Source organism: Burkholderia sp. AU17457 (assembly GCF_002223255.1).
GTDB lineage: Bacteria > Pseudomonadota > Gammaproteobacteria > Burkholderiales > Burkholderiaceae > Burkholderia > Burkholderia sola.
The window spans coordinates 1,482,689-1,505,790 of record NZ_NKFB01000005.1; the positions used below are offsets into that span (position 1 = coordinate 1,482,689).

The 23,102-nt window shown below is 67.8% G+C and carries 22 protein-coding genes; 11 read left to right on the forward strand and 11 right to left on the reverse strand.

Translation table 11 applies throughout. The features are described from left to right. Nucleotides 1-7 precede the first annotated feature (7 nt). From CFB49_RS23895 to CFB49_RS23905, 3 genes are read left to right on the forward strand one after another with little or no spacing between them, the layout of a single operon-like run. Nucleotides 8-937, forward strand: a complete 930-nt coding sequence (locus tag CFB49_RS23895) for an SDR family NAD(P)-dependent oxidoreductase (protein ID WP_089492493.1) — start codon at nt 8-10, stop codon at nt 935-937. After that, a complete protein-coding gene (locus CFB49_RS23900) occupies nt 934-1,839 on the forward strand; it encodes a metal-dependent hydrolase (protein WP_089492494.1) in 906 nt (301 codons plus the stop codon). Before CFB49_RS23895 ends, CFB49_RS23900 begins: the two co-directional genes overlap by 4 nt. Nucleotides 1,840-1,843: 4 nt before the next feature. Next, on the forward strand, nt 1,844-2,779 hold the full coding sequence (locus CFB49_RS23905) for an alpha/beta fold hydrolase (RefSeq protein ID WP_089492495.1): 936 nt from the start codon (nt 1,844-1,846) through the stop codon (nt 2,777-2,779). Here the strand turns inward: CFB49_RS23905 and CFB49_RS23910 are convergent. Then, nucleotides 2,740-3,294 (reverse strand): putative glycolipid-binding domain-containing protein, encoded by a 555-nt coding sequence (locus CFB49_RS23910; protein ID WP_089492832.1) that lies wholly within the window; start codon nt 3,292-3,294, stop codon nt 2,740-2,742. The genes CFB49_RS23905 and CFB49_RS23910 overlap by 40 nt on opposite strands. A 125-nt stretch (nt 3,295-3,419) precedes the next feature. Here CFB49_RS23910 and CFB49_RS23915 point away from each other — a divergent pair, with 125 nt between their 5' ends. The 4 genes from CFB49_RS23915 to CFB49_RS23930 all read left to right on the forward strand — a co-directional run bounded on the left by CFB49_RS23915 (nt 3,420) and on the right by CFB49_RS23930 (nt 10,332). Continuing rightward, nucleotides 3,420-4,310 (forward strand): urea transporter, encoded by an 891-nt coding sequence (locus CFB49_RS23915; protein ID WP_089492833.1) that lies wholly within the window; start codon nt 3,420-3,422, stop codon nt 4,308-4,310. Beyond that, nucleotides 4,288-5,061: a class II aldolase/adducin family protein gene (locus CFB49_RS23920; RefSeq protein WP_089492496.1), complete on the forward strand. Its 774-nt coding sequence runs from the start codon at nt 4,288-4,290 to the stop codon at nt 5,059-5,061. Before CFB49_RS23915 ends, CFB49_RS23920 begins: the two co-directional genes overlap by 23 nt. Before the next feature lie 51 nt (nt 5,062-5,112). Then, complete coding sequence (locus tag CFB49_RS23925; protein ID WP_069616855.1) at nt 5,113-5,301, forward strand: 4-oxalocrotonate tautomerase; 189 nt, start codon at nt 5,113-5,115, stop codon at nt 5,299-5,301. A gap of 189 nt (nt 5,302-5,490) precedes the next feature. Next, on the forward strand, nt 5,491-10,332 hold the full coding sequence (locus tag CFB49_RS23930) for an NAD-glutamate dehydrogenase (RefSeq protein WP_089492497.1): 4,842 nt from the start codon (nt 5,491-5,493) through the stop codon (nt 10,330-10,332). Nucleotides 10,333-10,354: 22 nt separating this feature from the next. On the opposite strand, the gene CFB49_RS23935 is transcribed toward CFB49_RS23930, so the two are convergent. The 6 genes from CFB49_RS23935 to CFB49_RS23960 form a co-directional block, all read right to left on the reverse strand. Further along, complete coding sequence (locus CFB49_RS23935; RefSeq protein ID WP_089492498.1) at nt 10,355-11,218, reverse strand: class I SAM-dependent methyltransferase; 864 nt, start codon at nt 11,216-11,218, stop codon at nt 10,355-10,357. A gap of 7 nt (nt 11,219-11,225) precedes the next feature. Then, on the reverse strand, nt 11,226-11,576 hold the full coding sequence (locus CFB49_RS23940; RefSeq protein WP_069620969.1) for a VOC family protein: 351 nt from the start codon (nt 11,574-11,576) through the stop codon (nt 11,226-11,228). A 1-nt stretch (nt 11,577) separates the two neighbouring features. Beyond that, nucleotides 11,578-11,754, reverse strand: a complete 177-nt coding sequence (locus CFB49_RS23945) for a ribbon-helix-helix domain-containing protein (RefSeq protein WP_069620968.1) — start codon at nt 11,752-11,754, stop codon at nt 11,578-11,580. A gap of 115 nt (nt 11,755-11,869) precedes the next feature. Next, complete coding sequence (locus CFB49_RS23950) at nt 11,870-12,700, reverse strand: arylamine N-acetyltransferase family protein (RefSeq protein WP_089492499.1); 831 nt, start codon at nt 12,698-12,700, stop codon at nt 11,870-11,872. A gap of 120 nt (nt 12,701-12,820) precedes the next feature. Beyond that, a complete protein-coding gene (locus CFB49_RS23955; protein ID WP_089436722.1) occupies nt 12,821-13,507 on the reverse strand; it encodes a hypothetical protein in 687 nt (228 codons plus the stop codon). Nucleotides 13,508-13,863: 356 nt separating this feature from the next. Continuing rightward, nucleotides 13,864-15,348 carry an amidase gene (locus CFB49_RS23960; protein WP_089492500.1) on the reverse strand — a complete coding sequence of 495 codons (1,485 nt, stop codon included), beginning with the start codon at nt 15,346-15,348 and terminating at the stop codon, nt 13,864-13,866. Between the two features lie 343 nt (nt 15,349-15,691). Here CFB49_RS23960 and CFB49_RS23965 point away from each other — a divergent pair, with 343 nt between their 5' ends. The 3 genes from CFB49_RS23965 (at nt 15,692) to CFB49_RS23975 (ending at nt 17,463) form a co-directional block, all read left to right on the forward strand. Then, the gene (locus CFB49_RS23965; RefSeq protein WP_069620965.1) at nt 15,692-16,126 is read left to right on the forward strand and encodes a universal stress protein; all 435 of its coding nucleotides are present in this window, start codon (nt 15,692-15,694) and stop codon (nt 16,124-16,126) included. A 476-nt stretch (nt 16,127-16,602) separates the two neighbouring features. Continuing rightward, entirely contained in the window at nt 16,603-16,851 is a 249-nt protein-coding gene (locus CFB49_RS23970) for an adhesin (protein ID WP_089492501.1), read from the forward strand. A 138-nt stretch (nt 16,852-16,989) separates the two neighbouring features. After that, nucleotides 16,990-17,463 carry a nuclear transport factor 2 family protein gene (locus CFB49_RS23975; protein ID WP_089492502.1) on the forward strand — a complete coding sequence of 158 codons (474 nt, stop codon included), beginning with the start codon at nt 16,990-16,992 and terminating at the stop codon, nt 17,461-17,463. A gap of 24 nt (nt 17,464-17,487) precedes the next feature. On the opposite strand, the gene CFB49_RS23980 is transcribed toward CFB49_RS23975, so the two are convergent. Further along, on the reverse strand, nt 17,488-18,495 hold the full coding sequence (locus CFB49_RS23980) for a BPL-N domain-containing protein (RefSeq protein ID WP_249190197.1): 1,008 nt from the start codon (nt 18,493-18,495) through the stop codon (nt 17,488-17,490). A 163-nt stretch (nt 18,496-18,658) separates the two neighbouring features. Between CFB49_RS23980 and acnB the strand changes: the two genes are divergently transcribed. Then, the gene (gene acnB / locus CFB49_RS23985) at nt 18,659-21,244 is read left to right on the forward strand and encodes a bifunctional aconitate hydratase 2/2-methylisocitrate dehydratase (RefSeq protein WP_069620962.1); all 2,586 of its coding nucleotides are present in this window, start codon (nt 18,659-18,661) and stop codon (nt 21,242-21,244) included. Nucleotides 21,245-21,357: 113 nt separating this feature from the next. On the opposite strand, the gene CFB49_RS23990 is transcribed toward acnB, so the two are convergent. The 3 genes from CFB49_RS23990 to CFB49_RS24000 form a co-directional block, all read right to left on the reverse strand. Continuing rightward, entirely contained in the window at nt 21,358-21,870 is a 513-nt protein-coding gene (locus CFB49_RS23990; protein WP_089492503.1) for a DUF4274 domain-containing protein, read from the reverse strand. Nucleotides 21,871-21,942: 72 nt separating this feature from the next. Next, nucleotides 21,943-22,356, reverse strand: a complete 414-nt coding sequence (locus CFB49_RS23995) for a PPC domain-containing DNA-binding protein (protein ID WP_089492504.1) — start codon at nt 22,354-22,356, stop codon at nt 21,943-21,945. Nucleotides 22,357-22,430: 74 nt separating this feature from the next. Beyond that, nucleotides 22,431-22,982 carry a GNAT family N-acetyltransferase gene (locus tag CFB49_RS24000; RefSeq protein WP_089492505.1) on the reverse strand — a complete coding sequence of 184 codons (552 nt, stop codon included), beginning with the start codon at nt 22,980-22,982 and terminating at the stop codon, nt 22,431-22,433. Nucleotides 22,983-23,102 lie beyond the last annotated feature (120 nt).

The following is a 23,102-nucleotide window of genomic DNA, read 5'->3' on the forward strand; positions in this document are numbered from 1 at the left end:
CATCGACATGAGAGATTTCGCCAACAAGGTCGCCGCGATCACGGGTGCCGGCTCGGGCATGGGCCGCGCGCTGGCGATCCAGCTCGCGCAGGCCGGCTGCCACGTGTCGCTCGCCGACAAGAACGGCGTCGGCCTCGCCGAAACCGAACGGATCGTCCGCGCGATCGCGCCGAACGTGCGCGTATCGACACGCGTGCTCGACGTCGGCGATCGCGACGCGATGTTCGCGTGGGCCGACGACACCGCGAAAGAGCACGGCAAGGTAAACCTGATCTTCAACAACGCGGGCGTCGCGCTGTCGAGCACGATCGAAGGCATGGACTACGGCGATCTCGAGTGGATCGTCAACATCAACTTCTGGGGCGTCGTGCACGGCACGAAGGCGTTTCTGCCGCACCTGAAGGCATCGGGCGACGGCCACGTGATCAACACGTCGAGCATCTTCGGGATCTTCGCGCAGCCGGGCATGAGCGGCTACAACGCGACCAAGTTCGCGGTGCGCGGCTTCACCGAATCGCTGCGCCAGGAACTCGACATGATGAAGTGCGGCGTGTCGGCCACCTGTGTGCATCCGGGCGGCATCCGCACCAACATCGCGCAGTCGAGCCGCGTCGCGAAGAACATGGTCGGCTTCATCGTCGAGAGCGAACAGCAAGGCAAGGACAGCTTCGAGAAGTTCTTCATCACGACCGCCGATGACGCCGCGCGCACGATCCTCGCCGGCGTGCGCAAGAACAAGCGCCGCGTGCTGATCGGCCGCGACGCGAAAGGCGCGGACTGGATGGCGCGCATCCTGCCGGCCGCGTACCAGGCGCTCGTCGTGCTCGCCACGCGCCGCGAGGCCGCGAAAGCCCGCCGTGCCGCACGCGGCACGCCGGCGCCGGCGCCGGCGCACGCCACCTACAACAATGCAGGCAATCAGGGAGAACAATCATGACGACACCGAACATGATGCCCGTGCGGCGCGACATCCGATTCGCGCTGCCACCCGAACGCGCGAAGGACTGGCATGTGCAGGGCGTGCCGGTCACGCACTTCATGAATGCGCTGTCGCTGCTGTTCCCGGCCGGCGAGCGCTTCTTCATGGATTCGGTGCGCAACTACCGTGACCGGATCGAGGATCCCGAGCTGAAGAAGCAGGTGATCGGCTTCATCGGTCAGGAAGCGATGCACACGCGCGAGCACATCGAATACAACGACCTGCTGCAGGCCGCCGGCCTGCCCGCGCACAAGCTCGACAAGCGCCTGTGGACGATCCTCGGCTGGTTCAAGAAGGTGCTGCCGCACTCGATGCAGCTGGCGATCACGATCGCGCTCGAACACTACACGGCGATCCTCGCGAACCAGTTGCTGTCGGGCCACGAGCACCGGATCGACGGCTCGGTCGAGGGCTACCAGCAGATGTGGATGTGGCACGCGATGGAGGAAACCGAGCACAAGGCGGTGTCCTACGACGTGTGGCGCACCGTGATGAAGCCGGGCGTCGGCAGCTACCTGCTGCGCACCGGCACGATGCTGACGACGACGGTATTCTTCTGGGCCATCGTGTTCGACTTCCACGTGCGACTGATGCGCGCGCACCGTCGCGAACACGGCAAGTTCGGCGGCATGTGGCGCCTCGTGAAGTACCTGTACAGCCCGAAGAACGGCGTGTTCCCGAGCATCGCGCGCGAATGGCTCGACTACTTCCGCCCGGGCTTCCACCCGTGGGATCACGACAACCATCAGTATCTGCAGGAGCTCGACACGCTGCTCGATAACATCGACGCGACCAACGCGCGCTATGCGGCGCAAGCCGCCCCGCGCCGCGTGCCGCTGCATTCGGTTGCGCAGGCATGACGCGATGGCGCGCGCTCACGAGATGCTGACCGTCCGGTCCGGCGACGTGAAACTCGCCGTCTACGTCAGCGGGTCGCGTCGCGCGCCGCCGCTGATCCTCGTGCATGGCTACCCGGACTCGGCGGCCGTGTGGGCGCCGATCCGCGCGCGGCTCGCGAAGCGCTACCGCGTGATCGCGTACGACGTGCGCGGCGCCGGCGCATCCGATGCGCCGCGCCGCCGCGCCGACTACACGCTCGAACGGCTCGCCGGCGACCTGAAGGCGGTCGCCGACGCAACCTGCGGCGGCCGGCCGTTCCACCTGGTCGGCCACGACTGGGGCTCGATCCAGTGCTGGGAGGCCGTGACCGACCCCGCGTTCCGCGGCCGCATCGCGTCGTACACGTCGATCTCCGGGCCGTGCCTCGATCACGTGTTCCGCGCGAAGATGCGGCTCAGGCAGAGCCTGAAATCCTGGTACATCGCGTTCTTCCATCTGCCGCTCGTGCCGTCGCTGGCATGGCGGCTCGGCGGTGCCGCGCTGTGGCCGCGCTGGCTGCAGCTCACCGAACGCGTGCGCGCCGAGCGCGATCCCGCGCAACTGAAGAACGCGCTGAACGGGATGCGGATGTACCGCGCGAACTTCCTTGCACGGGCCCGCAAGCCGCGTGAGCGGTACGCGCAGGCGCCGGTGCAGATCCTGGTGCCGGTGCGCGACCGCTACGTGACGCCCGAAATGTCGGTCGACCTCGACCGCTGGCTCGGCGAGCACGTGCGCGAGGAAATCGACGGCACGCACTGGATCGTGCTGCGTCATCCGGACCTGATCGCGTCGCGGATCGACCGGTTCGCGGCCGCGCATGAACGGCCCGCGGTCGCCGCGGCGCCGGCGGCGCCGGCCACGCGAACGGAAGCCGCAGTTCAGCGCAGCGGCGGCAGACGCTTGAACAGCGTTTCGTAGTCGATCACGAGCCCATCGTCGTCGATGTCCATCTCCGCGGTGAAATTCCGGAAGATCCCTTCGTAGCGGTAGCGGCGGCCCGGTACGATGCACGCATAAGCCTGCTTGACCGGCGTGACTTTCAGATCCGGCGTCGAGATGTATGCGACGTCGATCGGCCGCCGCTCGCCGCGCGCGAGCCCCAGGCGGCCGATCGGCAGCGAATTCGTGAACGGCGTCGCGGCGATGTCGATATCGATGCAGCCGTCCAGCTCGCGCAGTTCGCGGCCTGAACCGTCGCGCCAGTGCCCGGCCCCGTCGCCGCGCAGTTCGAGCGTGCCGCCGCCCATCACCTTGAGCACCGCGTACTTCACCCGCCACTGCGGATCGCACTCGACGCGATACGCGAGCCCGTACGCACGGCCGTACCGCTGGCCGACCACCGCGCTTTCGACGACGATGCCGGATTCACTCCGATCGAACGTCAGATGTTCGATTCCGTCGCCCTCGAGCGACGCCCAGCGCACCTCACGCATCTTTCCGCCCTCCCGGTTTTCGCCCTGCGGAGCATCGTCGCACAAATCCTGACTATCCAGAATTCCCTATTCCGGTGCATCGCAGCGTGTTCTATGCTCGCGGCTCATCCTGTTCCGCCGCGATCATGCCTATTGCCCGCCCCGCCTCGCCATCGATCGACCTGCGCATGCTGCTGCGCGGCATCGGGCAGATCGTGCTGCAGGCAAATGCGCTCACCGGCGCGCTGCTGCTCGCCGCGCTCGCGCTGAACGACCTGCGGCTCGCATGCGCGGCGCTGGTCGGCTCGGCCGCCGCCAGCATGACGGCCGTGCTGACCGGCGCCGAACGCCGCGACGTCGAACAGGGGCTGCACGGCTTCAACGGCGCGCTCGCGGCGCTGATCGCCGTCTCGTTCGCGCCCCATCAACTCGCCGCCGTCGCACTGGTGCCGCTGGTCGCGATCGGCGCGGCGCTCGTGCAACGCGCGATGCGCGCGTCGCTCGCCCGCTGGCGCCAGTGCCCGTATTCGAGCCCGTGCCTGGTCGTCACCGCGCTGTGGCTGCCGTCTGTCGCGGTGCAGCATGCGGACGGCGCGACCGCCGCCCCGGTGCCGACGTTCGCTTCCGCGACCGACGCGCTGCTGTCGGGCGTTGCTCAGGCCACCTTCGCGCAAGGCGCCTGGGCCGGCGCGCTGGTCGTCGCCGGCGTCGCCGTCGCGTCGCGCCGCGCGGCCGCATTCGCACTTGGCGGCGCGATTGTGTCGACCGTGTTGCTGACCGCGCTCGGCGCAAGCGCCGCGTCGTTCGCCGACGGCCTGCTCGGCTTCAACGGCACGCTCGCCGCGCTCGCGCTGATGTCGCGCGGCCCGCATGCGGCGCTCGCGGCTGCCGCGCTCGCCGCGTTGATCCAGTGGCTCGCGATGCGCGCGGGCATCCCCACGTTCACGGCCCCGTTCGCGCTCGCGGCATGGGCGACCGTAGCCGTCGCGCGCCGCCTCACGCTCGGAGCACCCGATGTCATTCGCACACCGTCCTGATGCCGTGAAGCCCGGCGGTCCGGTCTCCGACGCCGAACGCCGGCTGCGCGTCGACCTCGCCGCCGCATACCGGCTCGTCGCGCTGAACGGCTGGGACGACCTGATCTACACGCATTTGTCCGCGACCGTGCCCGGCGAGCCCGGCCACTTCCTGATCAACCCGTTCGGCCTCACGTTCGACGAGGTTCGCGCATCGAACCTCGTGAAGATCGACGTGGCCGGCAACCGGATCGGCGACAGCGAGCACGCGGTCAGCACGACCGGCTTCGCACTGCATGCGGCCGTGCACGCCGCGCGCGCCGATGCCGTCTGCGTGATGCACCTGCACAATACGGCCGGCATCGCCGTGTCGATCCAGCGCGACGGGCTGTTGCCGGCGTCGCAGCACGCGCTGCGTTTTCATGGCGATCTCGCGTACCACGACTACGAAGCACTCGCGTTCTCGCCGGCCGAAGGCGCGCGGCTGACCGCGAGCCTCGGCGCGAAATCCGCGATGCTGCTGCGCAATCACGGCACGCTCACGGTCGGCCGGACCGTCGCCGAAGCCTACGTGCTGATGGATACGCTGATCAAGGCATGCGACATCCAGGTGCGCGCGCAGGCGGGCGGCGGGCCGCTCGTGCTGCCGGAGCCGGCCGTCGCCGAGCGCACCGCCGAACAGTTGCGCGACGGCGGCGCGATCGAAGGCGAACTGGAATGGCCGGCGCTGCTGCGCCGGCTCGACCGGATCGATCCGTCGTATCGCGACTGACGGCGCATCCGCACTCGACCGAATCGTTCAATCCCAACCGGAGCCTGTGTCATGCCGACTTTCAATATCCAGCTGTTCGAAGGCCGCACCCTCGAGCAGAAGCGCGCATTCGTCGAAGCAATCACGCGTGTCACGTGCGAGACGCTCGGCTGCGACCCGGGCTCGGTCGACATCATCCTCGCCGACGTGAAGAAGGAGAACTGGGCGACGGCCGGGAGGCTGTGGAGCGACGAGCGCTGAACGCCGACGGCGGCGTCGCGTCGGCGCCGCCCGCCCTGCGCTGAACCCTGCACCGCGGCGCGCGCACGAGACGCTGCATGCGGGTTTCTCCGCCCGCCGCCCTTGTGCGCCCGCACATCGCTTTGTCACGCAATCGGCGCATAATGCCGGACAGACGCAGCAGCCAATGGCCACCCGACGGAGACCGCCATGGAAGCGAAGAACGAGGAAGTCGTCGCACACCTGCTCTCCGATGTCGTCGAATTCGCGCGCGCTCGCCTGCCCGACGCCACGTTCCGGATCGTCGAACCCTTCCTGCGTCATTACTACGATTTCGTCGATGCCGACGATCTGCAGAGCCGCAGCATCGCCGACCTGTACGGCGCCGCGATGGCGCACTGGCAGACCGCCCAGAAATTCGTGCCCGGCAGCGAACGCCTGCGCGTGTACAACCCGATCCTCGAGCAGCACGGCTGGCATTCCGACCACACGGTGATCGAGATCGTCAACGACGACATGCCGTTCCTGGTCGACTCGGTGACGATGGCCATCAACCGTCTCGGGCTCGCGCTGCATTCGGCGCTGCATCCGGTGTTCCGCATCTGGCGCGGCGCCGGCGGCGGCATCGAGCGCGTCGACGCGGGCGGTGCGACGTCCGGCGACGGCCAGTCGCAACTCGCGTCGTTCATCCATTTCGAAGTCGACCGCTGCGGCGACGCCGCGCTGCTCGACACGCTGCGCGAGGACATCGCGCGCGTGCTGGGCGACGTGCGCGCGTCGGTCGAGGACTGGCCGAAAATCGTCGACATCGCTCGCGCGACGATCAAGGAGATGAAGGCACGCGAATCGACCGCGGAGGACATCGAGGCGCGCGCGTTCCTCGAATGGATGGCCGCCGATCACTTCACGTTCCTCGGTCAGCGCGACTACGCGCTCGTATCGGACGGCACGGGCTTCGGGCTGCGCGGCATCGAGGGCTCGGGCTTCGGCATCCTGCGCGAATCGCTGCGCACGTCCGGCGCCGCCGACGTGACGCCGCTGCCGCCGGCCGCCGCCGACATCATCACCGGCGCATGGCCGATCTTCGTGACCAAGGCGAATTCGCGCGCGACGGTGCACCGGCCCGGCTACCTGGACTACGTCGGCGTGAAACTCGTCGGCGCCGACGGCAAGGTCACCGGCGAGCGCCGCTTCATCGGGCTCTACACGTCGACCGCCTATTTCGGTTCGTACACCGAGATTCCGATCGTGCGCCGCAAGTGCGCGAACATCGTGCGGCGCGCGGGCTTTTTGCCGAAAGGGCATCTCGGCAAGTCGCTCGTGACGGTGCTCGAAACCTATCCGCGCGACGAACTGTTCCAGGCCGACGAAGACCAGCTCTACGACATCGCGCTCGGCATCCTGCGCCTGCAGGAACACCAGCGCACGCGGCTGTTCGTGCGGCGCGACCGGTTCGACCGCTTCGTGTCGTGCCTCGTGTTCGTGCCGCGCGACAAGTACAACACCGACCTGCGCCGCCGCATCGCGAAGCTGCTGGTCGACGCTTATAACGGCGTAACCGTCGAATTCACGCCGCTGCTGTCGGAATCGGCGCTCGCCCGCATTCACTTCGTCGTGCATGCGGAACCGGGCACGATGCCCGACGTCGACACGCGCGAACTCGAAACACGGCTCGTGCAGGTCACGCGCCGCTGGCAGGACGATCTCGCGGACGCGCTGCTCGACGCATTCGGCGAAGAACAAGGCAACCGCCTGCTGCAGCGCTATGCCGAGTCGTTCCCGGCCGGCTATCGCGACGACTATCCGGCGCGCACGGCCGTGCGCGACATCGAGCTGATCGAGCGCGTGAAGGACCCGGGCCAACTCGCGATGAACCTGTACCGGCCGATCGAGGCCGAGCCGCGCGCGTTCCGCTTCAAGGTGTACCGCGCGGGCGACCCGATCGCGCTGTCGCGCAGCCTGCCGATGCTCGAACATCTCGGCGTGCGCGTCGACGAGGAGCGGCCGTACCGGATCCAGACGCAGGATGCCGCGCACGCGTGGGTACACGATTTCGGCCTGGAACTCGCCGACGATACCGAGTTCGACATCGAGCGCGTGAAAGGCCTGTTCGAGGATGCGTTCGACCGGATCTGGAGCGGCCGGATCGAGAACGACGACTTCAACCGCCTCGTGCTGCGCGCGCACCTGAGCGCGCGCGAGGTGACGATCCTGCGCGCGTATGCGAAATATCTGCGGCAGGTCGGTTCGACCTTCAGCGACGCGTATATCGAACGCGCGCTGACCGGCAATCCGGCGATCGCGCGGCAACTCGTCGAGCTGTTCCTGCTGCGCTTCGACCCGCGCATCGGCGACACGCGCGACGTGCAGGCCGAACGGCTGCTGAAGGCGATCGAAGGCGCGCTCGACCAGGTGCCGAACCTCGACGAGGACCGCATCCTGCGCCAGTTCCTCGGCGTGATCAACGCGACCGAGCGCACGAACTACTTCCTCGCCGACGCGAACGGCGAATCGAAGCCGTACCTGTCGTTCAAGTTCAACCCGGCGAAGGTACCGGGCCTGCCCGAACCGAAACCGATGTTCGAGATCTGGGTGTATTCGCCCCGCGTCGAGGGCGTGCACCTGCGCGGCGGGCGCGTCGCGCGCGGCGGCCTGCGCTGGTCGGATCGCCGCGAGGATTTCCGCACCGAGGTGCTCGGGCTGATGAAGGCGCAGATGGTGAAGAACGTCGTGATCGTGCCGGTCGGCTCGAAAGGCGGCTTCGTCGTGAAGAACCCGCCGCCGCAGAGCGATCGCGAAGCCTGGATGCGCGAAGGCATCGCATGCTACCAGACGTTCCTGCGCGGGCTGCTCGACCTCACCGACAATCTCGCCGGCAACGCGATCGTGCCGCCGCCCGACGTGGTGCGCCACGACCCCGACGATCCGTACCTGGTCGTCGCCGCCGACAAGGGCACGGCGACCTTCTCCGACTATGCGAACGCGATCTCGCACGAATACGGCTTCTGGCTCGACGACGCGTTCGCGTCCGGCGGCTCGGTCGGCTACGACCACAAGAAAATGGCGATCACCGCGCGCGGCGCGTGGGAATCGGTGAAGCGGCACTTCCGCGAGATGGGCGTCGACACGCAGGCCACCGATTTCACCGTGGTCGGCGTCGGCGACATGTCGGGCGACGTGTTCGGCAACGGGATGCTGCTGTCGCCGCATATCCGGCTCGTCGCCGCGTTCGATCATCGGCACGTGTTCCTCGACCCGAACCCCGACCCGGCGACGAGCTTCGCGGAGCGCCAGCGCATGTTCGCGCTCGAACGCTCGAGCTGGGCCGACTACGACACGTCGGTGATCTCGCCCGGCGGCGGCGTGTATCCGCGCACCGCGAAGACGATCCCGCTGTCGCCGGCCGTGCAGTCCGCGCTCGGCGTCGACGCGCACGCGCTGCCGCCCACCGAGCTGATCCGCGCGATCCTGCAGGCGCCGGTCGACCTGCTGTACAACGGCGGCATCGGCACCTACGTGAAGGCCGCGCGCGAAACGCACGCGCAAGTCGGCGACCGCGCGAACGACGCGGTGCGCGTGAACGGCGCGGACCTGCGCTGCAAGGTCGTCGGCGAAGGCGGCAATCTCGGCTGCACGCAGTTCGGCCGCATCGAATTCGCGCAGCGCGGCGGGCGCATCAACACCGACGCGATCGACAACTCGGCCGGCGTCGATTGTTCGGATCACGAAGTCAACATCAAGATCCTGCTCGGGCTCGTCGTATCCGACGGCGAGATGACCGAGAAGCAGCGCAACGCGCTGCTCGCCGAAATGACCGACGAAGTCGGGCTGCTCGTGCTGCGCGACAACTACTACCAGACGCAGGCGCTGTCGATCGCCGGCCGCCATGCGGTCGAATTGCTCGACGCCGAGGCACGCCTGATGCGCTGGCTCGAGCGCGCGGGCCGCCTGAACCGCGTGATCGAATTCCTGCCGACCGACGACGAAGTCGCCGAGCGGCAGGCCGCGAAGCTCGGCCTCACGTCGCCGGAGCGCGCCGTGCTGCTCGCGTACAGCAAGATGTGGCTCTACGACGCGCTGCTCGAATCCGACGTGCCCGAGGATCCGCTGGTGGCCGCGATGCTCGTCGACTACTTCCCGAAGCCGCTGCAACAGCGCTTCAGCGAGCCGATGCGCCGCCATCCGCTGCGCCGCGAGATTCTCGCGACGCATCTGACGAACGCGCTCGTGAACCGCGTCGGCTGCGCGTTCGTGCACCGGCTGATGGAGGAAACCGACGCGAAGCCCGGCGACATCGTGCGTGCGTGCATCATGGCGCGCGACGTGTTCGACCTCGATGCGGTGTGGCGCGATATCGACGCGCTCGACAACCGCGTCGCCGACGACGTGCAGGCGCGCATGTTCGTCGACGTCGCGCGGCTGCTGGAGCGCGCGGCGCTGTGGTTCCTGCGGCATCTGCAGTCCGGCGCGGTGGCCGACGGCGGCGTCGCCGGATTGATCGCGCGCTGCCGCGACGCGGTGCAGCGCATCGCGCCGCAACTGCCGTCGCTGCTGCCGGCCGACGATCTGGAAGCGCTGTCCGAGCGGCAGCGCGTGCTGGTCGATGCCGGCGTCGACAGCGCGCTCGCGGTACGCGTCGCGAGCGGCGACATCTCGGCCGCGCTGCTCGACATCGCCGAAGTGGCGGCGACCTGCAACCGCAGCCTCGAACTCGTCGCGGGGGTCTATTTCTCGCTCGGCACGTTGCTCAATTACGGGTGGATCGGCGAACGCGCGGCGAACCTGCCGACGCCGACGCACTGGGACATGCTCGCGCGCGCCGCCGCGCTCGCGGAAATCGCGCGGCTCAAGCGCACGCTCGCGACGAGCGCGCTCGCGGAATCGCCGGATTCGACCACGCCGGACACGATCGTCGGCGCGTGGCGCGCGCGCCGCGAGGCCGCGCTCGCGCGCTACGAGCACCTGCTCGCGGACCTGCGCGCATCCGGCGGCGCGAGCCTCGCGGTGCTGCTCGTGGTGGTGCGGGAAATGGCCGTGCTCGAACGCGCGTGACGAGCGTGACGAAGGCGGCGGGTCAAACCGTCGCGACGAGCAACTCCTCCGCGCGGTTCGGCGGCCGCAGGCCGTCCGTGCGATCGGCGAAATAGCGGCGAGTCAGCTCGGCGGCCGACACGTGTTCGGCCTGCGCGAAGCCGGCCTCCCGTGCAAGTGCCCGGATCTCGTCCGGCACGAAGAAGCTGATGAACGGCGTGCCGCTTGCCCGCGCACCCTTCGCGGCCATGTCCAGCCCCGGGCGCACGTCCGGATCCGCATTGTCCAGCGGCCACAGGAACGTCATCGCGAACGTCGAACCGGGCGCGAGCGACGCGACTTCGCGCAGCGCGGCCGCATTCGCTTCGCGCGTCAGGTACATGCTGACCCCGGTGGACACCACGACCGCCGGCTGGCCCGCATCGAAGCCCGCGCCGACGAGCGCGTCGCGCCACGACTGCCTCGCCTCGAAATCGACCGGCACGAAACGCAGCCAGTCGGGCACGCCGAAGCCGAGTTCGGCCAGGCGGCGCTGCTTCCAGCGCTGCGGCGCCGGCTGGTCGACTTCGAACACGGTCATGCGCGACGCCATGTCCGGCCGGCGCTGCACGAAACTGTCGAGCCCCGCGCCGAGGATCACGTACTGGCTTACGCCGCGCGTGACCTGCTCGATGACGAGATCCTCGATGAAACGCGCCCGCGCGACGATCGATGCGCGAAACGGCCGCGTGAACTGCGGATCCATGTCGCCGCGCTGCCGCCAGCCGGGTGCCGGCGCAAGCAATTGCAACCCGATTTCGTCGGCAAGCACGTGCGGCGGTGCATCGAGCTCGACGTGCAGCGCCCGCCACAGCGCGACGCGCGCGGCCGTGCTGTCGGGCGCGTCGTCTTCGCGGATAACCGTCATGTCGACCTCACGCGTGCTGCTTGCCCGGCGCCTGCAGACGCCACACCCGGCCGTCCGGATCGCGCACGGTCATGTCGCGCGTGCCCCAGTGCGTATCCTCGAACGGCGTGACGACATCGACGATCGGCTGCGGCTGCACCGCCTGCTCGTCGGCCACCTTGAGTACGACCTGCATGTCGGGCTTTTCGCCCGGCGGCACTTCGGCGATGAACAGGAACGGGCCGTCGCCGCTGCGCAACTGGCCCGACTGGTGATCGGTTTCGAATTCCAGCGTGAAGCCCAGCGCCTGGAAGAACTTCGCCGACTTGCCCCAGTTGTGCGTCGTCAGGTACACGGCTTCGATTCGCTCGGATGACATGTCACTCCTCCTTGTTGGACGGTTCCGCGCCGGAGGGCGGCGCGGCCAGGTACGCGCGCAACGCGTCGGCCACCAGCGCGGACAGCGATTGCTCCGTTTCGATGGCGCGATGCTTGACCTGCCGGATCAGCGAGAGCGGCAGGTACACGTTGAATTGCTTCACTTCTTCGTCGGTCATGGAGGCTAGTATGCTAGCAATCTAGCAAAAGTCAAATGCGGATGCGATGAAACGACTGGATTGAATCGGCGCGCGGCCCGCGAGCAGGCCGCTTGCAGTGTCTCGTATGCCCGCGTTACCGCGCGGCTCGCGCCGCGAGCCGCGCGAACAGCGCGTCGAGATCGAATCCCGCCGTATTGATGCCGATCGTGTCGCGCAGGCATGCGGCCCAGTCGGCTGCTGTGTCGAACGTGACCGTGCGCCCGGCGCCGGCCGCGTCGCGCAGCGTCAGCACGGTGTTGAGCAGCGCCGCGCGGCCGTCCGGCAGCACGCGGCACGCGATCAGGTCGTTCACGAAGATCGATTCGGGATACGTCGACGTGAACCAGTTCGCGGCGTCGTAATCGATCCATTCGGCCGGCTTCAGCGAGAAGCGGTAGGTCGTCTGCCAGCCGTCGGGGATCTCGAACTGCATGTCGAACTCGCCGTCGACCGGGGCATCGACCACGCGAAACGCGCCGTGCGGCGTCAGTTGCCGCTCGCCCGGCACGAAGCGCAGCGGCGCGGTCAGCGTCGCGCTGCCGAAGCCGATGTCCGCGAGCCACGCCGCGCCGTCGAGGTCGATGCGCAGCAGCATGTGCGTCTGCGCGGTGACGATCTCGGGCGGCCGCATCCAGCGCACGCGCGCGATCAGCGGCGTCACGCGGAAACCGATCGTCGTGAGCGCGGTGTAGAACAGCTTGTTGAGTTCGAAGCAGTAGCCGCCGCGGCGGCGTTCGATCACCTTGTCGACGATCGCGGGCAGGTCGAGCGCGACGCGCGCGCCGGTCAGCGGATTGAGGTTTTCGAACGGAATCGCCTGCGGGTGCAGCAGATGCAGCCGGCGCAGCACGTCGAGCGTCGGCTCGGCCGGGCCGTCGTAGCCGATGCGGGAGAAATAGCGCGAGAGGTCGAACGAGTCAGTCATGAACCGGCACCGATGAAAGGGACCCGCCACGATAGCATCGCGCGAAATCCCTATGTTGTGCGGGACTATCGTTCGCGGCCGGCGTGCCCGATGACGGCCACGCATCGCTCCCGCACGACGTTACGGCAGCAGCTTCAGGGCGGACGACGCGACCGACGGCACCGAAATGCCCTGGCTCGTCGCGAACTGCACGGCCTGGCTGAGCGTCGCGGCGAGCGACTGCAACTGCCCAGGCGCGCTTTGCGCGATATACGTCGCGGCCTGCATGTTCTGCGGATTCAGGCCCGACTGCAGCAGCGATGCCGCGCTCGTCGAACCGAGATTGCCGAGCCCCGACTGCAGTTGCGAGTACTGCGTGAGCCCCTGCCCGAGCGAGGCGAGGCCGTTGCTGAACGCCTGCTTGTCGATCGGGCCGTGCGTGGCGCCGCCGCTCGCGAACGCCTGGCCGAGCGCCTGCGACACCGATTGCTGCGCGCCGCCCATCTGCGACAGCGTGGCGGGCGACAGCGCATCGCCGCCGGACAACTGGCTCGCCGCCTGCTGCGCCTGCCCGGCCGCGCCCGTCAGCCCCATCGCAGACGCGAGCGACGACTGGCCGCTCAGCACCTGCTGGTTCGCGCCGACATAGGCCTGCAGCAACTGCGCGACACCGCCCTGCGCAGGGGCCGCCTGCTGCTGCCCGCCGCCGAGCAGCGACGCGCCGATCGACTGCAGGTCGAGCTGTGCATGCGCGGCGCCGCTCGCCAGGATGCCGAACGCGATGCCTGCCAAGGCCAGATGCCGGCCCGTCGCGCGAATGTGCTTCATGTGTTTCCCTCGTGCCCGAATGGTCGAGGCGATATTGTCGAAGCGCGTCGCGCGCCGCCGCAACGACTGAAACACATCGAAACGAAATCACCGCGCGCCGCCGCTTGCAATTCCGCGGCCGGCGAACGTCGTCGCGCCGATTCGTCCACGTTTGCGATGCGATGTCACGCGCGTACCGGCATTCTTTCTCCGGTTGCGTCAATGGACGCCGGCTCCCGCGTGCGCAGGCGGCGCGACGAAACCCCTCCCCGGGCGCGTTTCGCGTCGAGCGATGCCACGCAGAACGGGCAGCGCGTCACCGCCCGCTTCGTCATCCGGCCGCTACCGCCCGCCATCGGCTGACGCCGGCGGCGCCGTCACGCGGCCATCCATGCGGGCAACCGCTGGTTGACCCAGTCGGCCGCCCGCTCGTACCCGCGCGCAAGCTGCAGCACGGCGAGATCGGCGCGCGGACGCCCGATCAGCTGCATCCCCATCGGCAACCCCGCGTCGTTGAAGCCGACCGGCACGTTGATCACAGGGCAGCCGGCCAGCGTCCACGGCACGACCGTTTCCATCCAGCGGTGGTAGGTATCCATCGCGCGGCCCGCGATCTCCTTCGGCCAGCGCTGGTCGACGTCGAACGGGAACACCTGCGCGGTCGGCGCCGCGAGGAAGTCGTAACGGTCGAAGAAGCTCAGCACCGCCTGATGCCATGCGGTCCGTTCGACGCTCGCGTCGAACACCGCCTCACCCTGCAGCGCGAGCAGCCCTTCGACCTCGTAGATCGCCTCGGGCTTCAGCAGCGCGCGGCGCGCCGGGTCGCGATAGTGCGCGAGCAGCCCGCCGCCCGACAGCAAGTGCCGGTGCGTGAGCCATAGACGCCAGATCCGGTCGGGCGCGAACGCCGGCAGCGCCGCATCGACGTCGCAGCCGATCTCGCGCAGCGTCGCCAGCCCGCGCTCGCACTGCGCGAGCACGCCGGCCTCGGTCGCGAGATAGCCGTTCCAGTCGCCGACCCACGCGATGCGCTTGCCGCGCAGGTCCGCGTCGAGCGGCTGCGCGAACACCGCCGGATCTTCCGCGAGCGACAGCGGATCGTTGCGGTCGTGGCCGGCCTGGATCGCGAGCAGTTGCGCGACGTCGCCGACGGTGCGGCCCATCGGCCCTTCGATGCCGAGCTGCTGCATGAACACGTCGACGCCCGGCCAGCGCGGCACGCGGCCCTGCGACGGACGGAAGCCGTAGATGTTGCAGAACGCGGCCGGATTGCGCAGCGACCCGCCGAAATCGCTGCCGTCCGCCACCGGCAGCATCCGTGACGCGAGCGCCGCCGCGGTGCCGCCGCTGCTGCCGCCCGCGCTCTTCGTCAGGTCGTACGGGTTGCGCGTCGCGCCGTAGACCGCGTTGAACGTGTGCGAACCCAGCCCGAATTCGGGCGTATTGGTCTTGCCGATGAAGATCGCACCGGCCTCGCGCATCCGCGCGACGCCGACGGAATCGGCCTGCGGCACGTTCTCGCGGAAGATCGGCGAGCCGTAGGTCGTCCGCAACCCCTTCGTCATCGCCAGATCCTTCGGCGCCTGCGGGATCCCGTGCAGCCAGCCGCGATAGTCGCCGCGCGCCAGCTCCGCATCCTTTTCCGCGGCTTCCGCCAGCAGCGCATCGCGGTCGCGCAGCGCGACGATCGCGTTGACCGCGCCGTTCACGCGCTCGATGTGGTCGAGATACGCACGCATCGTCTCGACGCACGAAACCGCCTTGCCGCGGATCGCCGACGCAAGCTCGCCGGCCGACAGGCGCACGATCGGATCGACGGAAATGGAAGCGGGAGCGAGAAACTGCGGGGCGCCGTGCGGCATGCGAGGTCTCCTGGGAAGCGGTATCGGATGGCGCGCCGCCCGGCGGCGGCCGCCGCTCTACTCTACGCGACGCAATCCGGGCAACCTCCGATATTTTGCGGCGCAATTCATTGCGGATTCGACTGAATCGCGATGCGTCGGACAGCCGGCGACGGCCGGGCAGGACCGGCGCCGCCGCCCGCAGCCGTTTATGCGCATAAACTTAAATTTCTTATATTTTTAATCGGTGCGTCACGGGATCGCGCACGTTAACGACATTTTTATGCGGCCGGCCGATCTCTTTAGATCGCTTCGTCCGGCCGCCCGCTATGCTGGAAGCACTTCGTTTCCGGGTTCATCGTCCATGCTCAAGCTGCTGGTTCCGGTCGGCCATTCGCCCCGCTCGCTTCAGGCGGTTCGTCACGCGACGTTCCTGTATCGCGAGCGCTGCGCGTCGGAGGTCGTGCTGCTCAACGTGCAGGCGCCGCTGGAATCGACGCGGCTCGAGGCCTATCACCCGTTGTCGCGGCTGCGCGCGATCGAGACGCAATTCGCGACCGACGATCTCGCGATGGCCGAGCGAATCCTGCGCGATGCGGACGTGAAGTTCAGCGTCGTGTTGAAGGTCGGCCCGGTGGCCGACACGATCGCGGCCGCGGCGGCCGAGACCGGGTGCGACGAGATCGTCGTGGCCGCGCCGAGACGCGATCCGCTGCACGCGCTGATGTCGGTGTTTCGGCGCAGCGTGATGGCCCGTCTGGTGCAGATTTCGAATGTGCCGGTGACGGCGGTGCAATGACGGAAAGGCGCGTTACGCGTGCGCATCGTGCGCACGCTGTCGCGCAGCGCTTATTTGATGACCTTGCGCCAGAACACGAAATAGGCGGCCGCCGAAGATGCCAGCAGCAGGATGGCCCACATCGGGGCAAGACTGATCAGGACGGACGAGACGTTCAACATTTGGATTCCTCACTATTTCGACAGCGATATTCAACATCGGCCTGCTTGCCGGACCCGATGCGTTGACCCGCATCGCGTTCCGTCAAATCATGCGTTCATGCTATCGCCTTGAACGGCCGCGCGGCCGCCGCCGCCCGCCCCGACCCTGACATTCGTCAAACTGGCGCGCATTGCCCCCCCGCCGGGCGGCGGTGACGGAAAAACGGGACAGGATCGTCCTGCACGCCACCGCTTTCAGCAGACGTTTACCGGGGGAAGCCCCAAGTGCTTCGTCGAACGTGTCCGCGTTACGCTTGAGCGACGAGGAGACGAACCATGAGACGAGCCGTACATATCGCTGTTTTTGCACTGCTGGCCTATCTCATCGGCGATCGCGCGATCCTGCACGCACAGGGCCGCGACGCCAGCCCACTCGCGTGCGAGCAAGGCGCCGCGCAGGTGAAGGCCGACGCGCTCGGTCGCGGCTTCGGCGAAGCCGCTGCCGGCAGCCAGAGCGAGGCCTTCATGTCGGGCTGCCTGGTGACGGGACGGGACGATCGGAACGTCGCGATGGCGGCCCGCTGACGCGTATCATCCGTGGCGAGCGTGCCGCGCCTGAAGTCGCAGGCACGGGCGCCCGTTTGTGCTGCCGGCCATCACTTTCCCGATCGGCGTTTCGACGGACGTCATCGTCCGCCCCTCCCTGCCCCGTTACGCCCCGACATGACTGATCCGAACACCGAGCTGATCCAGCGCTTCTACACGGCCTTCCAGCAACGCGACATCGATGCGATGCTCGCGTGCTACGCCGACGACATCGTGTTCAGCGATCCCGCATTCGGCGAGCTGCGCGGCGAACCTGCGCGCGACATGTGGCGGATGCTGGTCGCGCGGGCGCAGGAATTCGCTCTGACGTTCGGCGAAGTCGCCGCGGACGATCAGGCCGGGCGCGCGAAGTGGAGCGCGCGCTACCGGTTCGCCGCGACCGGGCGGATGGTGGTCAACCGGATCGATGCGCGCTTCCGGTTTCGCGACGGACGCATCGTCGAGCATCGCGACCATTTCGACCTGTGGCGCTGGGCGCGTCAGGCTCTCGGAATGAAAGGCGCGCTGCTCGGCTGGACGCCTTTCATGCAGCGTGCGATCCGTGCACAGGCACGGAAAAATCTCGACGCGTATCGCGCCAAACGGAAATAAGCCGCGCGCGCCGCGGCCCCTCCGCTACGGCTTCATCGTCGCGTCGATCAGGTCGTAGGCCATGTCCGGCACCACGCCGTCCGGATTCGTGAGGCCGTTCTGGCGATACCAGCTTTCATCGGCCTCCGGATGCGGGCCGGCAAGGCCGACGCGCCCTTTGCCGTAGCGATACGTGGCCGCCGCGATGTCCTTGTTCGGGTAGATCGCCAGCACGATGCCGCCGGAGCCGATCGGCGCGACCGGCAGCCTCGCACCGTCCTGATAGTAGATCCAGCGCTTTTTCCCGCGCCAGACGACCGGTGTCACCGTGTCGGCGACGCCGTGAAGCGTCGAGCCCGGCCGGTCGACCTCGGAGTCGATATCGCCGGCGACCAGCCCGAAACCCTGCTCGCCGGCCAGATACGCGCCCATGCACACTCCGAGATATCGACCGCCATTCGCCACGTATCGCCGCACGGCCCGGATTTCATTTCGGCCGATGCTGGCCGCCGCGCCGGGAATGTCCTGCCCGCCGCCGGGCTGCACATAGAGCGCCGCACCGGCCAGCGCCGCGGGCGTGATCCTGAGCTTTTCCGCCGGCCCCACGTAGATCACCCGGAACCGGTAGTCCGATTCCCGCAGGCGTCTGGCGATGGTTTCGGCGCACCCGTCGCACGCGGCAGGCCCGCGATAGACCAGCGCGACCGGCCGGCTCGCCGCATCCCGCGCTTCGTCGCCGGGCGTGGCGGCGTGAACGGCCGGCGACGCGACGAGCGCCATCATCAGGAAAATCGCGTTTCTGGAGTGCATGTCGTGGATCGCCGGAGTCAATGGAATCGCTACCGCCCGGGCCGAATCGACAGGCGCGCGACGACTTCCGCCTCCCGTTCCGACGCCCGATTGCAAGCTGCGCGACAGCAAGCGTAGCGACCCGAACGCGGCCGGTGTGTGCCGTTTCCTGCGGGCTTGTGCAGATATGTGCGCACCGGCGACCGGAACCCACACCGCGCCTCCGCCCGCCGAACCCCGCCCCGACAAGGCCGTTTCCGCCATGCAGCCGCCCTCCGGTCTTTCGCACCGACAAGTCTTATATAAGACATAAGACATTTGACGTTCCAGGTCATTGAGATTAGAATCCCGCTCAAAGCAGTGCCTGGAATAGCCCCGGAGTGCCGGCAAGGCCTTCCCCTCAAACGCAATATCAGCAGGTCTCCCCATGCTTGAAAACTTTCGTGCTCACGTGGCCGCCCGCGCCGCGCTCGGTATTCCTCCCCTGCCGCTGACGGCTCAGCAGACCGCCGAACTGGTCGAATTGCTGACCAACCCGCCCGCCGGCGAAGAGCAGACGCTGCTCGAGCTGATCACCCATCGCGTGCCCGCCGGCGTCGACGAAGCCGCCCGCGTGAAGGCCGGCTTCCTGGCCGCCGTGGCCAAGGGCGAGACCGCCTGCCCGCTGATCTCGCGTGCGCGCGCCACCGAGCTGCTCGGCACGATGCTCGGCGGCTACAACATCCAGCCGCTGATCGAACTGCTGTCCGACGAAGCCGTCGCCGCGGTCGCCGCCGACGCGCTGAAGAAAACCCTGCTGATGTTCGACCAGTTCCATGACGTGAAGGAACTCGCCGACAACGGCAACGCGCACGCGAAGGCCGTGCTGCAGAGCTGGGCCGACGCCGAATGGTTCACGAGCCGTCCGGAAGTGCCGCAAAGCCTGACCATCACCGTGTTCAAGGTCACGGGCGAAACCAACACCGACGATCTGTCGCCGGCACCGGACGCCACCACCCGCCCGGACATCCCGATGCACGCGCTCGCGATGCTGAAGAACGCGCGCCCCGGCATCACGCCGGAAGAAGACGGCAAGCGCGGCCCGGTCAAGTTCATCGAATCGCTGAAGGAAAAGGGTCACCTCGTCGCGTACGTGGGCGACGTGGTCGGCACCGGCTCCTCGCGCAAATCGGCCACCAACTCGGTGCTGTGGTTCACCGGCGAAGACATCCCGTTCGTCCCGAACAAGCGCTTCGGCGGTGTGTGCCTCGGCGGCAAGATCGCGCCGATCTTCTACAACACGATGGAAGACGCCGGCGCGCTGCCGATCGAACTCGACGTGTCGCAAATGAACATGGGCGACGTGGTCGAACTGCGCCCGTACGAAGGCAAGGCGCTGAAGGACGGCAAGGTCATCGCCGAATTCCAGGTGAAGTCCGACGTGCTGTTCGACGAAGTGCGCGCCGGCGGCCGCATTCCGCTGATCATCGGCCGCGGCCTGACCGCGAAGGCGCGCGAAGCGCTGGGTCTCGCGCCGTCGACGCTGTTCCGCCTGCCGCATCAGCCGGCCGATAGCGGCAAGGGCTTCTCGCTCGCGCAGAAGATGGTCGGCCGCGCGTGCGGTTTGCCGGAAGGCCAGGGCGTGCGCCCGGGCACGTACTGCGAACCGAAGATGACCTCGGTCGGCTCGCAGGACACCACGGGCCCGATGACCCGCGACGAACTGAAGGATCTGGCCTGCCTCGGCTTCTCGGCCGACCTCGTGATGCAGTCGTTCTGCCACACCGCCGCGTATCCGAAGCCGGTCGACGTGAAGACGCACCAGACGCTGCCGAACTTCATCAGCACGCGCGGCGGCATCGCGCTGCGCCCGGGCGACGGCGTGATCCACTCGTGGCTGAACCGCATGCTGCTGCCCGACACCGTCGGCACCGGCGGCGATTCGCACACGCGCTTCCCGATCGGCATCAGCTTCCCGGCGGGGTCGGGCCTGGTCGCGTTCGCGGCCGCCACCGGCACGATGCCGCTGGACATGCCGGAATCGGTGCTGGTCCGCTTCAAGGGCAAGATGCAGCCGGGCGTCACGCTGCGCGACCTCGTCAACGCGATCCCGCTGTACGCGATCAAGCAAGGCATGCTGACGGTCGCCAAGCAAGGCAAGAAGAACATCTTCTCGGGCCGCATCCTCGAAATCGAAGGCCTGCCCGACCTCAAGGTCGAGCAAGCGTTCGAACTGTCGGATGCATCGGCGGAGCGTTCGGCCGCCGGTTGCACGGTGCGCCTGAACAAGGAACCGATCATCGAATACCTGAACAGCAACATCACGCTGCTGAAGTGGATGATCGCGCAGGGCTACCAGGATCCGCGCAGCCTGCAGCGTCGTATCGCCGCGATGGAACAGTGGCTGGCCGACCCGCAACTGCTGTCACCGGATGCCGACGCCGAATATGCGGCCGTCATCGAGATCGACCTCGCCGACATCCACGAGCCGATCGTCGCCTGCCCGAACGACCCGGACGACGTGAAGACGCTGTCCGACGTCGCCGGTGCGAAGATCGACGAAGTGTTCATCGGCTCGTGCATGACCAACATCGGTCACTTCCGTGCCGCGTCGAAGCTGCTGGAAGGCAAGCGCGACATCCCGGTCAAGCTGTGGGTCGCGCCGCCGACCAAGATGGACCAGAAGCAGTTGACGGAAGAAGGTCACTACGGCGTGTTCGGCACGGCCGGCGCACGGACCGAAATGCCGGGCTGCTCGCTGTGCATGGGTAACCAGGCACAGGTGCGCGAAGGGGCGACGGTCATGTCGACGTCGACCCGCAACTTCCCGAACCGTCTCGGCAAGAACACGAACGTGTACCTCGGCTCCGCTGAACTGGCCGCGATCTGCTCGCGTCTGGGCAAGATCCCGACCAAGGAAGAGTACATGGCCGACATGGGCGTGCTCACCGCCAACGGCGACAAGATCTACCAGTACATGAACTTCGACCAGATCGAGGACTTCAAGGAAGTGGCCGACACCGTGCAGGTGTAAGCACGCAGTCGGGCTGCGACGGGCGGTCGACGTCGCAGCGCACCGAAAGGCGCCGCAAGCCGAAAGGCCGCGGCGCTTTTTTCATGCGTCGGCGACCGGACGCGCCCGTCCGGTCAGTCGTACAGCGCGTGCAGCCGCTCGACGACGTCGAACGGCAAGCCTTCGTCATAGCCGTCCGCTTCGTCGAGATCGACATACTCGCGCCCGTCGGTCGGTTGCAGCATCAGCGCCGGCACGGGCCGCGCGACCGGTACGTCCGGATAATCGTTCGGCCCCGCACCATCGAAGTCGTGCGGATCGAACCAGATGCCGTGATTGGCGTAATAGCCGTCGGCGTAACGTTGCTCGATGTCGCGAAGCAGCCGGAACGTATCGAGTTGATACGACGCGTCGCCCAGATCGCTTTCGCTCGCATACTGCACGAACCACGCGGCGCCGAGATTCCAGTAGATCAGCAGTGCGGTCGCGCGATCGACGTTGCGATTGTCCAGCAGCCAGCGCAATGCGCGTCCGTTGCCGTCGTAATTGGAGCGTGCGGCGAACCGGTGCCACTGCTCGGGCGTCGCGCGTTCGAGCCACGCCCGGACGATGTCCCACGCCTTCTGTTCGATGTCGGTGTCGTCCATGGATTGCGTCTTGCGGAAAGAGCGGTAACGGGAAAGACTTCGATGACCGGCGATTCTAGCGTCGCTGCCCATTCATGCGGCGTCGCCGCCCGACTCGCGACGGATCACCAGTTCGTTGAAGCCGGTGCCGGCATCCGGCTCGCGCGAGAAGCGATGCGCGGGCAGCAGCGCGAGCAGGATCTCGGCCGTCGTGCGCACCACGCAGCCGCTCGCGACGTGGCCGCCCGTCACGCAGCCGGCTGCATCGGAGATCGACATATGAAGGTGCGCGCCGTCCGGCGATACGGAGCCGGCCAGCGTCAGGATTTCGAGGTCGCCGCGCAGTTCGGTCGGCTGATCGACGCCGGCGAAACGCAACTGCGCGACGCTCAGGCTGCCGATGCCCTGGATCACGAAGGCCGCATGCGCTTCGTGCTGACGTAACGCTGCCTCGATGGCGCCGCGCAGATCGTCGCCGGGAGAAAGACGCAAAGGATGGGCTTGCATGGTCGAGAACCTGTGGGTCGATCGTGGTATCGACCAAGCGTACGTTCGCCCGGCGAATCCGGCAAGTCGGCTATTTACGCGCGGCGGTCGCTCGCCAGCAACCCGTACAGCGCGCTGTCCGACACTTCGTCGCCGACCATCCAGCGTTCGCGCAGCAGCCCTTCCCGCACGAAGCCGAGCCGTTCGAGCAGCCCCGCCGACGCGACGTTGCGCGGATCGATATCGGCCTCGAGCCGGTTCAGCCGCAGCGTGCCGAATGCATGATCGATCACGGCCGACGCCGCTTCGCGCATGTATCCGCCGCGCCAGAACGCGCGCCGCAGGCTGAAGCCGATCTCGGCGCGACGGCATTGCGCGTTCGCATGGAACAGCACGCACTCGCCGAGCGCTTCGCCGGTTTCCCGCAGTTCAAGCACACAGACCAGGCTCTCCCCGCTTGCGGACGTCTGCACGTTGCGCGCGACGCGCGCCTCGGCCTGTTCGATTTCCGTCATCGGCGAGAACGAGAAATAGCGCATCGCTTCCGCATCGGACCAGATCTCGAAGAAGGCCGGCGCGTCGGCGTCGCGAAGCGGCCGCAGCACGAGGCGGGATGTTTCCAGCGTGACTAGTTCGAACAGGGGCATGACAACACTCGATCGAAAAACGGGAGCGTGAATTAGAACACGCAAGCCTCAAGTCGGCCATGCCGCGCATTCGCACGACCCGTCCCGCCACGCTAACATCGCCGCAAAAACAAAAAGCCC